This window comes from Yersinia sp. IP36721, assembly GCF_003634395.1.
In the GTDB taxonomy this organism is placed as follows: Bacteria; Pseudomonadota; Gammaproteobacteria; order Enterobacterales; family Enterobacteriaceae; genus Yersinia; species Yersinia entomophaga.
Genome location: NZ_QCZL01000013.1, coordinates 34,581 through 50,292, shown reverse-complemented (window position 1 = coordinate 50,292; position 15,712 = coordinate 34,581). Strand labels below are relative to the sequence as shown.

The following is a 15,712-nucleotide window of genomic DNA, read 5'->3' as shown; positions in this document are numbered from 1 at the left end:
TCGTTAACGCCTTATTATCATCTATTTTTGTGGGGTTTTTGCCGCACATTTACGCACCAGAATGGAGAACCATGCCCTGATCGCAAACCAGGCAATTCAGGGCATGTTAGGCAGATTAACCCACGATATCTGACAGACTCAGTTCTTCGCTGATTTGTTTTACCCAAGCTTCAACGCGTTCGTTGGTCAGCTCTGGTTGACGGTCTTCATCGATAGCCAAGCCGATAAAGTGATCGTCATCCGCCAGACCTTTTGACGCTTCGAAATGGTAGCCTGCGGTTGGCCAATGACCGACAATGGCTGCGCCACGCGGTTCGATGATGTCACGTACTGTGCCCATGGCATCACAGAAATATTCCGCATAGTCTTCCTGATCGCCACAGCCAAACAGGGCAACCAGCTTGCCATTGAAATCGATCTCTTCCAGCGTTGGGAAGAAATCATCCCAATCACACTGTGCTTCGCCGTAGTACCAGGTTGGGATCCCGATCAGCAAAATATCGAATTGCTCTAAATCTTCTTTGCTGCTTTTGGCAATGTCGTGAACCTCTGCAACGTCTTTGCCCAGTAGCTTTTGGATCATCTTGGCAATGTTTTCGGTATTGCCTGTGTCGCTGCCAAAGAAAATGCCTACAGTTGCCATATGAAATTTATACCTTTGAATTCAATTAGTTACGTTAGTTGTGGAGCCTGCTGCTCCACAATATAACACATTTTTCATCGTGCTTGTGGAAAGCGCCTTTTTGCTGAGGCTGACTCATCTGATTTTATTAACAGGCTGATTGCTAAGCCATTGTTTCAAAAAAGAGTCATCAGGGACTACGCAGGTGACTAAATCCTTAATAGAAATAAGGAATTAAGTCCTCAGACTGACTATTTCCAATAGGCCGTCATCATGCCAGAAAACATCTCTCTGCTTATATCAAGTTTATGCGATATAAAATTTTCATCTACCGCTCAACCTTGGCAGACGATTGCCGATAACCGAATTGAAACCCGCGGGTTTCGATTGCGGTGCCAAGGAGGGCCTTGTCAAATCGATTTTTGATGAGGAAGGAGAAGTCGTTGGCTGTATGGAACGTCCTAAATCGCTTTTCGGTCATCAAACTCCACCAGAATTTTGTGGCAACAATCCGACAATAAATAGAAAAGGAACGAACATGCAGTTTTTGAAAAATATCACCATCAGGGCAGCGTTACTTTGGGTTCTCGGGGCATTTAGCTTGCTCTGGGGCGGAGTTTCAGCTTACACATTATTATCACTCAATGAGTTAACTCAAGCCTCAAACGCGAATAGCGTTTTGGTCGATAACATCAGCTTGGTCAATCAGGGAACCGATCAGTATTTCCGTATGGTGACCCGATTGAGTCGTTCAGTGGATTATCGTCTGGCAGGGAATAGCGCAGATGCCGATCGTGAGCTGAAATCCTCCAATCTGGCCTTGGATAGCCTGAAAAAGAACTTGGCACAGTTTAAATCTATCGATCATGCGCAGCTCAGCCCGGTATTGGTTGAGGATGTTATTTCTAACTGGAATGCCCTGATTGCCCAAGGGGTGGAACCACTGTATCAAGCGGCTATGGCCGGTGATAATACTGCTTACCAGCTGTTGTCCAAGCAAACGGTACCAGCCTTAAGCCGTCAGTATGGCGCGTCATCCGAGGCATTCAGTAAAACTGCATCGGCAGAAATCGGCGTGGTGAAGGAGCAATTTGCTCATCTTACCAAGGTAAGCAGCGTTACGCTGGTTTCGGCGCTGGTGATTGGTCTGTTGATTTTACTGGCGACGGATCGCTTTTTGGTGGCAAATCTGGTGCGTCCGCTCAATATGATGCGTGACCATTTCAAAGTGATTGCCTCCGGTCAGCTGGGACAACCCATTGTCGATTTTGGGCGCAACTGTGTCGGCCAGTTATTCCCACTATTGCGGGATGTGCAGACCAGTTTGGCCAATACCGTTAGCGCAATCCGTGACAGCACCGACAGTATTTATCATGGTGCATCTGAGATTTCTGCGGGTAATACCGATTTGTCTTCCCGTACCGAACAGCAGGCCGCGGCATTAGAAGAAACCGCAGCCAGTATGGAGCAGCTCACGGCGACGGTGAAACACAACGCAGATAATGCTCATCACGCCAGCCAATTGGCGGCGACGGCATCATCTACGGCGAAAAAGGGTGGCTCGCTGGTTTCTGACGTAGTGCATACTATGGCCGATATCTCTGCCAGTTCGAAGAAAATCGCCGAAATTACCACAGTGATTAACAGTATTGCTTTTCAAACCAATATTCTGGCTCTGAATGCGGCGGTTGAAGCGGCCAGAGCCGGTGAGCAAGGGCGCGGCTTTGCCGTGGTTGCCAGCGAAGTGCGCAATTTGGCACAGCGCAGTGCTCAGGCGGCGAAGGAAATCGAAGGGTTAATCACCGAATCGGTCAATCGTGTCACCAGCGGCTCTGCGCAGGTTGAAAGCGCTGGCAATACCATGGACGAAATTGTGCGCTCTATTACTAACGTTACGGATCTGATGGGCGAAATCGCGTCGGCTTCTGATGAGCAAAGTAAAGGAATCAGTCAGGTCGGTCAGGCCGTGGCCGAAATGGATAGCGTGACACAACAAAACGCCGCGTTGGTGCAGGAAGCATCACGGGCTGCCGCTTCACTGGAAGATCAGGCTGCTAAGTTGAATCAAGCGGTGGCGGTATTTAAATTGAAGGATGACAAGGTAACACCGGCGGCTAAAACCAGGGTAAACCCGGTGAAAGCGCCGACGACCCAGCGCGTGGACAATAACGCGAATTGGGAAACCTTTTAACTAACCAGTGCCATAACATTGAAAGAGTAAATATGGAGTGGCGTAATGAAACACGCCACTCCAGCGTAGTCACCGACGGCATTATAGCCCTGCCTGATCCTTAGCCAACTGGGCAAGCAGCATTTGCTCAATCAGTTCGCTACGGCTGATGTTACGTTGCTCTGCAAGGCTATTGAGAGCATCGACCGCATCTGCATTAATCTTCAGTTCCACGCGCCGTAAGCCACGTACTTTATCGCGCCGTAGTTGATTTCGCTTATTAATTCTAAGCTGTTCATCACGGGATAATGGGTTTGTTTTCGGGCGCCCCGGACGGCGTTCATCTGCGAACAGATCCAGCGTCGTGCGATCCGTTTGTTCTTTTGCCATAGGTAGCGGTACTACAAGGGATTCACATCAGAAAGCGTTTTAGCTTTTCCAGATGATTTGGTTAACACGTTTCAGACCAAAATAACCGGGCTGAATTTGCATTTGTCCCCCGGCACGGCCTGAGTATTACGGCTGAACGCGGCGGCAAAATTATAGCGCGCCATAATACCCTAGCCAATGAAGTGCCGACAATGACTAACTGCAATTAGATCAGGCTAATTCGTTATTTTTTGCACAATTTTTCCACAGGAAATTCATTTCTTTTCCCCAGGGTACAAATTTTAAACAACAGTATTAGCCTCGCACTTTATTCCGCGTCGAGAAAACGGTGGATAGCACGTAATACCGCCTGGGGTTTTTCCGCATGGACCCAATGCCCGCAGCCGGAAATAACATGAGCGCGAGCCTGCGGGAACTGACGGGCAATTTCATCTCGGTAACTGTCCTGAATATAAGGCGACAATTCGCCACGAATAAACAGAATAGGATGCGACCAAGGCGGAACAGGCTGCCAGCCGACAATATTTTCATATTGATTCCACAGCGCCTGTACGTCAAAACGCCATTCTCCAGCCTGAAATGATTTCAGCAGGAATTGAATCACACCTTCTTCTTTTATGATTTCCCGCATGATTTTTGCCGCATCCTGACGTTGGGTCACGCCGGCTTCGGTCACGGCGTTGAGCGCAGCGAAAATCTGATCGTGGCGTCGGGTTTGATAATCGATCGGTGCAATATCAATGGCGACCAGTTTATCAATGCGATCCGGCGCAAGAGCCGTTAGCGCCATTGCCACTTTTCCGCCCATGGAATGGCCGATAATAATGGCTTTTTCTATGGTTAAATGATCGAGTAATTCCAGAACGTCCTGCGCCATCGCCGGGTAGTTCATTTGCGGGGAACGAGGAGATAAACCGTGATCCCGCAGATCGATTTGCACTACGGTATGGGTCTGTTGCAGGTCGCGAGCCAGCACGCCGAGGTTATCAAGGTTGCCAAACAAGCCGTGGATCAGCAGGATAGGGAGATTATTAGTCGGAGAATGTGCGCTTTGTAAGCGAAAGTTCAATTTCATGGCGAAGTTCATACAGAGAGATATTGTGGTTAGGGTATCATGACTGGATGATGGTGTGCTGCTCCGGAATGACGCGGATTATCAGAACAAAGTTGAATAACGATCTATTCAGGCTTTTCATCGCCAGATCCGTTATGGCGCTATTCGCCAGCCAGCTTTGACTTTATAATCCTTGGATATGAATAAAGAAAGTAGAAAAACAGTACTGGATAAAGATGAAAACTATTGAAGTCGACGAAGAGCTTTATCGTTATATTGCCAGCCATACGCAGCATATCGGCGAGAGTGCGTCCGATATTTTACGGCGCATGTTGAAATTTACCGCTGGGCAACCGGTACGTACTGTTCCTGCGGGCGAAGTCGCCAAGACGCCGGTGGCGGTAGTGCCTGGTCCGCGAGATCGCGTGCGCGCGCTGCGAGAACTGCTGCTTTCCGATGAATATGCCGAGCAAAACAAAGCGGTTAACCGTTTTATGCTGGTGTTATCTACACTTTATACCTTGGATGCAGCGGAATTTGCGGCGGCAACGGAGTCACTGCACGGCCGGACCCGCACCTATTTTGCCGGTGATCAACAAACGCTGCTGCAAAATGGCACTCATACCAAGCCAAAACACGTTCCTGGAACGCCATATTGGGTGATTACCAATACCAATACCGAGCGTAAGCGCAGCATGGTTCAGCATATTATGCTGGCGATGCAGTTCCCGCCGGATTTGACCGAAAAAGTGTGTGGGACTATCTAATTCACATCTATTGCCTCTTTCCGTTGGCTACAGGCTGCGCGGAAGGAGTTTTTTAGCTAATTAGGAGTAGTGACAGTGGCTTATCATCCTCGTGCCGGGCAACCTACCCGCCAAAGCGATTTGATTAACGTTGCTCAACTGACGTCGCAATATTATGTGCTGCGCCCAGATGCTGAAAATCCGGCTCACGGGGTAAAATTTGGTACCTCTGGGCACCGTGGCAGTTCTTTGCGTCACAGTTTCAACGAAGACCATATTCTGGCTATTGCTCAGGCGATTGCCGAAGTGCGCCATCAACACGGCATTACCGGCCCGTGCTACGTAGGTAAAGATACCCACGCACTGTCAGAACCGGCAATTATTTCGGTGTTGGAAGTGCTAACCGCCAACGGCGTTGACGTGGTGGTTCAGACAGACAATGGCTTTACGCCGACTCCGGCTATTTCCCACGCCATTTTGACCTATAACCGTCAGAATAAAACGCTGGCAGACGGCATTGTCATTACGCCTTCTCATAATCCGCCGGAAGACGGTGGTATTAAATACAATCCGCCTAACGGTGGGCCTGCGGATACCAATCTGACTTCGGTGATTGAAAAGCGTGCCAACCAGTTACTGGCCGAAAAGCTGGCTGGAGTGAAGCGTCAATCGTTGGATAAAGCCTGGCGTGGCAATCGTCTGCGTCAGCAGGATTTGATTCAGCCTTACGTCGAAGGTTTGGTTGACGTGGTTGATATGCCAGCTATTCAGCGTGCCGGTTTGAAACTGGGCGTCGATCCGCTAGGCGGTTCAGGTATTGCTTACTGGCAGCGAATTGGCGAGCACTACAAGCTGGATTTAACGCTGGTTAATGATTCTATCGATCAGACTTTCCGCTTTATGCATTTGGATCACGATGGCGTAATTCGCATGGATTGTTCGTCAGAGTGCGCTATGGCAGGCTTGCTGGCGCTGCGCGACAAGTTCGATTTAGCCTTTGCCAACGACCCGGATTACGACCGTCACGGGATTGTCACTCCGTCAGGTTTGATGAATCCGAACCATTATCTGGCGGTGGCCATTAACTACCTGTTCCAGCATCGTCCGCGCTGGGGGGCAGAGGTCGCGGTAGGTAAAACGCTGGTTTCCAGCGCGATGATTGACCGCGTAGTGGCTGATTTAGGCCGCAAACTGGTGGAAGTGCCGGTGGGCTTTAAATGGTTCGTCGAAGGTTTGCATAACGGTAGCTTTGGTTTCGGTGGCGAAGAAAGCGCCGGTGCCTCTTTCCTGCGTTTCGATGGCACGCCGTGGTCTACGGACAAAGACGGTATTATCATGTGTCTGCTTGCTGCTGAAATTACCGCCGTGACCGGTGAGAACCCGCAGCACCATTATAACGATCTGGCTAAACGTTTCGGCGCGCCAAGTTACAATCGCATTCAGGCACCGGCGACTCAGGCAGAAAAAAATGCTTTATCCAAACTGTCGCCGGAAATGGTCACGGCCAGCACGCTGGCGGGTGATCCAATCACCGCACGTCTGACCGCAGCGCCGGGCAATGGGGCGTCTATCGGTGGCCTGAAAGTGATGACCGACAACGGCTGGTTTGCCGCTCGTCCATCTGGCACCGAAGAAGCTTACAAAATCTATTGTGAAAGTTTCCTGGGCGCAGAGCATCGCGAAAAAATTGAGAAAGAAGCCGTTGATATTGTGAGTGAAGTATTGGCTGGCGCGAAGAAATAGCTTTTAAGTTTCTCGCAAACTCATGAAATAACATGGCAGCTCCGCAAGGGACTGCCTTTTTTTCGCGATTAGCCCAAGGCAACCAGCAGCGCGCCTATGCTAATCAGGGCAACGCCAATACCGGCGATAAACGAAATCTTCTCGCCAAATAAAATCACAGCCAAAATCACCGCAAACACTACGCTGAGTTTATCAATGGGCGCAACCTGCGAAACGGTGCCGTTTTTGATAGCCATAAAGTAAAACAACCAGGACAGCGCCCCGGCCACGCCGCTTAGTACGATAAACAGCAAGGCTTTTTTATCGGTGAGTACGGTACCCACCAGATGATATTTCCCCTGAACCACCACTACGCCGACTAAAAACAGCGCCATCACCACGGCCCTCACGGCGGTGGCGGTATTGGCATCCAGATGTTGAAGACCGATTTTGCCAAATATGGCGACCAGCGAAGCGGTAAAGGCAGAGAGTAAAGCGTAGATTAACCAGGTACTCATAGCGAATAAGACCTATTTGCAACGAAAACTCCGATGCTACGCCTGCAAACTTTCCTTGCCTACCCTTAAAGGTAAATCTTAGCGCGGTAATGTATCAGCAATAAAACGATAGCCGACGCCAGTTTCGGTAATCAGATGTTTAGGGCGTGCGGGATCGGCCTCCAGCTTTTGCCGTAGGTGACCCATATAAATTCGCAGATAGTGATTGTGCTCGACGTAGTTTGGTCCCCACACCTGATTCAGCAGTTGGCGCTGGGTGATGACTTTTCCAGGGTTGGCCAGCAGGGCGGTTAGCAGGCGAAATTCCAACGGCGTTAGGTGGAGGTCTTCATCGCCGCGTTTGACCTGACGGTTGATCAGATCAACGCTCACATCGGCAAAACTGACGATGGGGCTTTCCTGCGCTCCAGATCCGTGACGACGTAGTGCCACTCGGACTCTGGCCAGTAATTCGCTGATACCAAAAGGTTTGCTCAGATAATCGTCTGCGCCGGCATCCAGCGCGGCCACTTTGTCTTCTTCGCTATTCCGGGCGGAGAGCACAATCACTGGGATAGCGCTCCATTGGCGCAAATCCTGAATATAATCCAGACCGTCGCCGTCCGGTAACCCGAGATCGAGGATGATTAAATCCGGTTTGCGGGTGCCAGCCTCGATCAAACCTCGCTGTAGGGTGTCGCTGTCAAATACCCGGCAGCCTTCGTTCTCCAACGCGGTACGGACAAAGCGGCGGATCTCTTTTTCATCTTCAACAATTAAAACGGTAGCTGGAGAGATAATCACATGTCCTCAGGATTAACGTTATCCATATCTGGTGGAACCTCCAATGGCAGGACAAAATGGAAAACAGCACCGCCGTTTTGGCCTTTCTCTGCCCAGATTCTCCCACCGTGAACATCAATAATGGCACGGCAAATGGCTAACCCCAAGCCCACGCCGGGAATGGCCGACTCTTTATTGCCACGGGAGAATTTATCAAAAATAAGCTGCTCTTGCCCACCGGTAATACCAGGCCCGTTATCCCAGACTTCCACATTCAGCCATTCTTCCTGAACTTTGGCGCGAATGCCTAGGGTTGCGCTCGGTCCGGCATATTTATGAGCATTTTCCAATAGGTTGATAAAGACCCGCTCCAGCAGACTGCCATCACAATTAATCAGTACCATTTCACTGGGTAAATCCAGCTCGATAAGATGAGAACTGAGCGTTGTTTCCAGCATGTGCAGCGCGCTGCCGACGATTTCTTCCAACGATTGCCATTCTTTCCGCAGGTTAAAACCGCCGGATTGAATCCGCGCCATATCCAGCAAATTATTAACCAATCGAGTGGTGCTAAGCACCTGTTGACGAATCTGGCTGGCCTGCGGCGCGTGGCGGGAACCTTCAGCCGCTAAGTCCAAGGTCAGGATTTCGGCCTGCCCGAATAATACGGTTAACGGAGTGCGTAAATCGTGGGAAAGCGCCGCCAGCAGGGAATTTCGCAGTTGTTCGCGCTCTGCGTCCAGTTTGGCGACTTCGGCGGTACGGGCCAGATGCAGACGCTCCAGCGCGTTGGCTATCAGGCTGGTAAAGGTTTGTAGCAAACGCTGCTGCTCTGGCACCATCAATTGCCGTAGGTTGGCCGGTTCAATCGCCAGCACGCCGAAGGTTTGTTTTGAGGTGGTCAGTGGCAACAGTTGATAAGGTACGCCGGGCAGGGTATCGGTACCTGCGCCTGCGGGAGCACCGTGATCGAAACTCCAGCGGGCAATGGCTTCATCCACCGAAAAAATATTGCCGTCTTCGGTGCCAATTTGGTGTAATCGCCCGTCTTCCTGCGGCAGCAACAGGCCAGTTTTGGCCTGAAAGCTGCTGGAAAGAAAGTGGCGGCTGGTTTTGGCAATGTCAACGCAGCTTAATGCGCGGCTCAGGCCGCGGGACATCTCATACAAATGTCTGGCTCGTTGCTCGCGATAACGGGCGATGCGCGCCTGATAGCGTACGCCGGCGGTTAGATTCCCCACGACGATGCCGACAATCAACATCACGCCAAAAGTGACCAGATATTGCACATCAGTCACCGCCAGCGACCAGTGGGGTTGGACAAAGAACAGATCGAAACTGGCGACGTTTAGTACGGCAGCCAGCACAGACGGCCAGCGCCCGTAAAACAGCGCAATGATCACCACGCCGAGCAGATAAACCATCACCAGATTCGCCTGATCAAATCCGGGGATCAGCCACTGAGATAAAATAGTGATCAGTGCACACAGCCCGATCGCGGCCGCGCAGCCTTGTAGCTGCATGCGCCATTTTTCGCTAAAACTGCGTGTATCATTTTCTTTGGCCGCCGCAGGTTGATGGTCATTTTCCAATGCGACAATCACCAAATCCAGATCCGGCCCCAGCTTGCCCAGTCGATCGCCAAAACTGCCGCGCAGTTTCCAGCGTTGCTCGCTGCGGCGACCAATAATGATTTTCCCCAGATTGTGATCGCGAGCGTAACGTAGAATCGCCCGTTCTTCACAAGGATCGGAAAGGGTAGCGGTTTCCGCGCCTAATTCTTGCGCCAGCTTCAAGGCGCGTAGGATGGCTCGGCGTTTCGCTTCCGGCAATGCGTGGAGACGTGGCGTCTCTACGTAGACCGCGTGCCAGATACAGCCGAGACGAGCCGCCAAACGCGCTGCGGTGCGCACCAGCTTCTCATTACCGACATTGTGGCCGATACACAGCAAAATCGCATCGCGGGTGTGCCAAACGCGCTCGCGGCCTTGGGTATCCCGAAAGGCGCGCATTTGGTCGTCCACCCGATCGGCGGTACGACGTAGCGCCAGCTCGCGCAGAGCGATCAGATTACCTTTGCGGAAAAAATGTTCGATGGCACGTTCGGCCTGACCGGAAATATACACTTTGCCTTCGTTCAGGCGGCGGCGTAGGTCATCCGGTGGCAGATCCACCAGTACGACTTCCGTGGCTTCATCGAACATATGATCGGGAATCGTTTCCCGCACGCGAATACCGGTCACGCCGCCTACGACGTCATTCAGGCTTTCCAGATGCTGTACATTGACGGTAGTCAGCACATCAATGCCTGAATCCAGCAATTCTTCCACATCCTGCCAGCGTTTGGGATGGCGCGAACCGTTGGCGTTACTGTGCGCCAGTTCATCCATCAGAATCAGCGCCGGATGACGCGCCAGCGCCGCATCCAGATCAAATTCGCGTACCTGGCGATTGCGATGAGCAATACGCTTGAGCGGTAGCTGATCTAACCCTTCCAGCAGCGCGGCGGTTTCACTGCGACCATGGGTTTCTACCACGCCAACCAGCACATCCAGCCCTTGAGCACGCAGGCGCTGCGCCTCTTGCAGCATGGCGTAGGTTTTCCCTACTCCGGCGCAGGCACCAAAGAAGACCTTGAGCTTGCCGCGTGGTTTTTCGTTCGCCACTGCCAGCAGACTATCGGGATCTGGACGGATTGGTTCGGCATCCACGGTGATTTTTCCTTATTGTTTTAGCGGTTTAACGTTATCCAGTGCCATATTCAGTATCAGCACGTTCACCACGCTTTCTCCGAGGAAGTTCGGAACCGATTTCTGCTCATTTTTTGCGATGAGATCCTGCACTTCGGATAATGTTAACTGGCGGGCTTTAGCCACGCGATTAGCCTGATAATAGGCGGCTTCCAGCGATATTTGCGGATCGAGACCGCTACCGGAGGCGGTAACCAAATCCACCGGAACCGGGCCGGTTTGATCTGGGTTAGCCAAACGCAGTGCTTTAATCCGTTCGTTAATCTCGGCATCCAGTGCTGGGTTGCTAATAGCTAAATTACTGCCGCCGGATGACAGAGCATTATAAGGTATATCCGATGTGGCCGATGGGCGACCACTAAAATATCCCGGTTGAGTAAACTGCTGACCAATCAGTGTCGAACCGACCGCTTCGCCGCCCAGCGTTGCCAGAGAACCATGGGCTTTATCGCTAAAAATAACCTGAGCCAAACCGGTAGTCAGTAATGGATAGGCGATACCGGTGATCAGGGTTAATAAAATCACTAAAATCAGTGACGGACGCAGATAAGACATCATAAAAACCTCGTTATTCACGCAGGCCGGACGCAGTGTCCGGCAGCCATTAAGCGCTCGTTCAACCCATATTCAGCGCGGTTAACACCAAATCGATCAGTTTGATCCCGACAAAAGGCACTAATAAACCGCCTAAGCCGTAGATCCATAAATTTCGACGCAACAAAGCCGCAGCGCTCATCGCTTTATAACTGACGCCTTTTAACGCCAGTGGAATCAGAAACACAATCACTAAGGCGTTGAAAATTACCGCCGATAGAATGGCGGAAGACGGGGAGTGCAATTGCATCACGTTTAACGCATTCAACTGCGGGTAAGTGGCAGCGAAAGCGGCCGGAATAATGGCAAAATATTTCGCTACATCGTTGGCAATACTAAAGGTCGTCAGGGAACCGCGAGTCATCAGCATTTGTTTACCGATGTGTACAACCTCAATCAGTTTGGTCGGATTGGAGTCTAAATCCACCATATTGCCCGCTTCTTTCGCTGCCTGCGTCCCTGAGTTCATCGCCACCGCGACATCGGCCTGTGCCAGCGCCGGCGCGTCATTGGTACCGTCGCCGGTCATCGCGACCAGACGACCTTCTCCCTGATATTGACGAATCAGCGCCAGCTTGGCTTCCGGCGTGGCTTCGGCCAGAAAATCATCTACCCCGGCTTCGGCGGCAATGGCTGCGGCGGTCAGACGGTTATCGCCGGTAATCATCACGGTTTTGATGCCCATTTTGCGTAATTCGGCAAAACGCTCTTTAATCCCGCCTTTAACGATATCTTTCAACGCGACGACACCCAAAACCCGAGCGCCCTCTGCGACGACCAACGGCGTGCCGCCGGTTTTCGCTACGCTTTCAACCAAATCGTCCACGGCGCGTGGGAAATGGCCATTATTCGACTCCACGTGGCGACGAATGGCATCTACCGCGCCTTTGCGAATCATTCTATCCTGCACGTTTACGCCGCTCATGCGGGTTTGGGCAGAGAAGGGGACAAAGGTTGCATTCAAGGCATGAATATCACGCTCCCGCAAATTAAAGCGCTGTTTCGCCAGCACGACGATACTGCGGCCTTCTGGCGTTTCATCGGCTAAAGAAGATAGCTGGGCGGCGTCTGCCAATTGCTGTTCGGTAACGCCGGGTGCAGGCAGGAATTCCGAAGCCTGACGGTTGCCCAATGTGATGGTGCCGGTTTTATCCAGCAACAGCACATCGACATCGCCAGCGGCTTCCACCGCGCGCCCGCTGGTGGCTATCACGTTGGCACCCAGCATCCGGCTCATGCCGGCTACCCCAATGGCTGATAACAGGCCGCCGATGGTGGTTGGAATCAAACACACCAGCAACGCTACCAGAACGGTAATGGTTACCGGACTGCCAGCCTGATTAGCTTCCACACTAAATAATGAGAAGGGAAACAGCGTAGCCGTTGCCAGCAAAAACACGATGGTTAAGGCCACCAGTAAAATGGTCAAAGCCACTTCATTTGGTGTTTTACGCCGTTTTGCTCCTTCCACCATCGCTATCATGCGATCGAGGAAAGTCTCGCCGGGATTGACGCTGCACTCGACTACCAACCAATCGGACAGCACGCGAGTCCCGCCGGTAACGGAGGAGAAATCGCCGCCGGATTCGCGAATAACCGGAGCAGATTCGCCGGTAATGGCGCTTTCATCCACCGATGCGCCACCTTCCAGCACTTCGCCATCGCAGGGGACGGTATCTCCGGCTTGTACTAGCACCAAATCGCCTTTTCGCAGGCTATCGGCGGATACTTTCTCCTGCGGCGCATCCGCGTGAGGAGCGCTAAGTTTTTTAGCCCAACTGGTTTTTTTTACCCCTCTCAGGCTTTCGGCCTGAGCCTTACTGCGGCCTTCTGCCAGCGCTTCGGCAAAGTTGGCAAACAGCACGGTAAACCAAAGCCAAAGGGCTACGTTACCGGTAAACATGGCGTTGCCGTCGGCTTGCCCGCTGAGAATCGCCAGCCAGATAGCGGTTGTCAACCAACTGCCTAGGTACACCACGAACATTACCGGGTTACGCCATTGGGTACGCGGGTCCAATTTTTTCACTGCATCAATCAGTGCGGTGCGAACCAGTGCGGGCTCAAAGAGTGCGCGTTGTTTGCGAGTCATATGTGTTCTCTCTCTACAACCGAATCGTTGTTAACATTATTTATTAATAATCAGCGTGTTAACCAAACTTTCAGATGTTCAGCGACCGGCCCTAATGCCAGTGCAGGAATAAAGGTCAGAGCGCCAACCAACATCACGGTACCGACCAACAGACCAACAAACAGCGGACCTGAAGTTGGTAACGTGCCGTTCCCCGCCGGTTGACGTTTTTTCGCCGCCAGCGATCCCGCGATAGCCAGAACCGGTAAAATGACGCCAAAGCGGCCGATGAACATCGCCAGCGCCAATAACAGGTTATAGAACGGGGTATTGACGCTCAGGCCAGCGAAGGCGCTGCCATTGTTGTTAGCCGCCGATGACAGGGCGTACAGCACTTCACTGAAACCATGAGCGCCCGGATTAAGAATTCCTGCTCGCCCGGCGTCGGTGCTCAGTGCCAGCGCGGTGCCTAGCAGTACCACGGTCGGCGTGACCAGAATGGCCAGTGCGGTCATTTTCATATCGAACACATCGATTTTTTTACCCAGATATTCCGGCGTGCGGCCAATCATCAGCCCGGCGATAAACACCGTCAGCAGCACAAACAGCAGCATCCCGTATAAGCCAGAGCCAACGCCGCCGAACACCACTTCGCCAATTTGCATCAGCCACATCGGCACCATGCCGCCCAGCGCGGTAAAGGAGTCATGCATAGCGTTAACCGCCCCACACGACGCGGCTGTGGTTACTACGGCGTACATACTGGACGACAGAATCCCGAAGCGGCTTTCTTTACCTTCCATATTGATATTGCTGTCAGCGCCGAGCAGGGTAAGGTGCGGGTTGCCTGTCAGTTCGGCGTACATCACTACAGCGACAGCAGTGATGAAAATCAGTGACATAGCCCAAATCAGCGCATGACCCTGGCGGTTATCTCCCACTACCTGACCAAAAGCAAAACACAGGGCACAGGGAATAAGGAAAATTGCCAGCATTTGCACAAAATTGCTGAAAGCGGTTGGGTTTTCAAACGGATGAGCGGAGTTGGCGCCAAAGAAACCGCCGCCGTTGGTGCCGAGCATTTTAATCGCTTCCTGTGAAGCCACTGGCCCCATCGGTAGGATCTGTTTTGCTCCCTCTAGCGTTGTAACGTGTTGGTAAGCATCAAAATTCTGTAAAACGCCTTGGCTGACAAAAATCAGCGCGATAATCAGAGAAAGGGGCAATAGCACGTATAGAGTAATGCGCAGAATATCAACCCAGGCATTACCTAGTGTGTTGGAAGAATGGCGGGCGAAGGCGCGAATCAACGCAAAAGCCACGGTGATACCCGTTGCGGCAGACAGGAAGTTTTGCACCGTCAAACCGGCCATTTGGCTGAGATAACTGAGCGTATTCTCTCCGCTGTAGGCCTGCCAGTTGGTATTCGTGACAAAACTGACGGTGGTATTTAACGCTAACTGCCAGGACATCCCCGGTAAATGTTGAGGATTTAGAGGCAGAGCGCCCTGAAACATTAATAATGTGAATAAAAATATTCCACCAATCAGATTAAAGAATAAAATAGCCAGCGCGTATTGCCAGGCATTCATTTCTTCATTTTTTACGCCGCTACAGCGCCAGATAGCGGCCTCCATACGCTGTAATCGCGGGAATGGTTCGCCTTCGATTAGCCGCGCCAAAAAACCACCCAGCGGGCGTGAAAGAACCAGTAGCACCAATAAGAAACTGGCGATAAGCAGGAAAGCTGACGCAGCCATTTAAAAGTCCTCCGCATTAAATAAGGCGTATACCAAATAGCCCAGAAGCAGCAGGACCAGCAACGCACCAACAACGATGCTGAAACTCACGGGACACCTCCACAGGTGATGTTTTTTGATAACAGCAGGTTACGGAGTCATAAATATAGTTACTGATAAAAAATCCGCATTGTGTGTAAAAAAAACGTAAAAATGGTCAAAAAAGGTTCATAAAGTGACGTTAATTTAGGCGGTGAGTTTGTGGTAGAGATACTTTGAGTTCGAAGAAAACAGGAATGCTAATTTCATGCTCATAATGTTATCAATCTCGCAACTAAAATAGCCACAAGATAACTAAAGGTTAGTTTTAAATTAACCTTAATGTAACAAAATTACGGAAGATGACGATAATTTGTGTTTTTCGTGCCTTTTAGTGGTCGGATGAGTGGTAAACTTTCATTCAATGCGGTAAAATTTTGTTCAGTTTCCAAATTCACTTGTTTATTTCTAGCGCCAAGCTGTAAAACTGACCCAGAGTTGATAGTGGTCTGCCTAACAGAACGGCGCTTTTAAAGGA

The 15,712-nt window shown here is 51.3% G+C and carries 12 protein-coding genes; 3 read left to right on the top strand and 9 right to left on the bottom strand.

The window, feature by feature from the left end; all coding sequences use genetic code 11:
* Window positions 1-115 precede the first annotated feature (115 nt).
* A complete protein-coding gene (gene fldA / locus DBA33_RS12175) occupies window positions 116-643 on the bottom strand; it encodes a flavodoxin FldA (protein ID WP_064512477.1) in 528 nt (175 codons plus the stop codon).
* 517 nt (window positions 644-1,160) lie between these two features.
* Here fldA and DBA33_RS12170 point away from each other — a divergent pair.
* Window positions 1,161-2,813: a methyl-accepting chemotaxis protein gene (locus tag DBA33_RS12170; protein WP_064512479.1), complete on the top strand. Its 1,653-nt coding sequence runs from the start codon at window positions 1,161-1,163 to the stop codon at window positions 2,811-2,813.
* An 81-nt stretch (window positions 2,814-2,894) separates the two neighbouring features.
* Here the strand turns inward: DBA33_RS12170 and ybfE are convergent, their stop codons facing one another.
* Complete coding sequence (gene ybfE / locus DBA33_RS12165; protein ID WP_049596757.1) at window positions 2,895-3,182, bottom strand: LexA regulated protein; 288 nt, start codon at window positions 3,180-3,182, stop codon at window positions 2,895-2,897.
* A 307-nt stretch (window positions 3,183-3,489) separates the two neighbouring features.
* A complete protein-coding gene (gene ybfF / locus DBA33_RS12160) occupies window positions 3,490-4,257 on the bottom strand; it encodes an esterase (RefSeq protein ID WP_064512481.1) in 768 nt (255 codons plus the stop codon).
* A gap of 215 nt (window positions 4,258-4,472) precedes the next feature.
* Between ybfF and seqA the strand changes: the two genes are divergently transcribed.
* Both seqA and pgm read left to right on the top strand, forming a co-directional pair.
* Window positions 4,473-5,003, top strand: coding sequence for a replication initiation negative regulator SeqA (gene seqA / locus DBA33_RS12155; protein WP_064512482.1), 531 nt, complete (start codon window positions 4,473-4,475; stop codon window positions 5,001-5,003).
* Between the two features lie 75 nt (window positions 5,004-5,078).
* The gene (gene pgm / locus DBA33_RS12150) at window positions 5,079-6,725 is read left to right on the top strand and encodes a phosphoglucomutase (alpha-D-glucose-1,6-bisphosphate-dependent) (protein ID WP_064512483.1); all 1,647 of its coding nucleotides are present in this window, start codon (window positions 5,079-5,081) and stop codon (window positions 6,723-6,725) included.
* Between the two features lie 68 nt (window positions 6,726-6,793).
* Here the strand turns inward: pgm and DBA33_RS12145 are convergent, their stop codons facing one another.
* The 6 genes from DBA33_RS12145 to kdpA form a co-directional block, all read right to left on the bottom strand.
* Window positions 6,794-7,222, bottom strand: a complete 429-nt coding sequence (locus DBA33_RS12145) for an EamA family transporter (protein WP_064512485.1) — start codon at window positions 7,220-7,222, stop codon at window positions 6,794-6,796.
* A gap of 78 nt (window positions 7,223-7,300) precedes the next feature.
* Window positions 7,301-8,005, bottom strand: a complete 705-nt coding sequence (kdpE, locus tag DBA33_RS12140) for a two-component system response regulator KdpE (protein WP_064512487.1) — start codon at window positions 8,003-8,005, stop codon at window positions 7,301-7,303.
* A complete protein-coding gene (kdpD, locus tag DBA33_RS12135) occupies window positions 8,002-10,695 on the bottom strand; it encodes a two-component system sensor histidine kinase KdpD (protein WP_064512489.1) in 2,694 nt (897 codons plus the stop codon). The genes kdpE and kdpD overlap by 4 nt, the downstream gene beginning before the upstream one ends.
* A gap of 12 nt (window positions 10,696-10,707) precedes the next feature.
* Window positions 10,708-11,289 carry a potassium-transporting ATPase subunit KdpC gene (gene kdpC / locus DBA33_RS12130; RefSeq protein WP_064518195.1) on the bottom strand — a complete coding sequence of 194 codons (582 nt, stop codon included), beginning with the start codon at window positions 11,287-11,289 and terminating at the stop codon, window positions 10,708-10,710.
* Window positions 11,290-11,350: 61 nt separating this feature from the next.
* Window positions 11,351-13,417, bottom strand: coding sequence for a potassium-transporting ATPase subunit KdpB (kdpB, locus tag DBA33_RS12125; RefSeq protein ID WP_064512490.1), 2,067 nt, complete (start codon window positions 13,415-13,417; stop codon window positions 11,351-11,353).
* Between the two features lie 50 nt (window positions 13,418-13,467).
* The gene (gene kdpA / locus DBA33_RS12120; protein WP_120806555.1) at window positions 13,468-15,156 is read right to left on the bottom strand and encodes a potassium-transporting ATPase subunit KdpA; all 1,689 of its coding nucleotides are present in this window, start codon (window positions 15,154-15,156) and stop codon (window positions 13,468-13,470) included.
* Window positions 15,157-15,712: the final 556 nt, after the last annotated feature.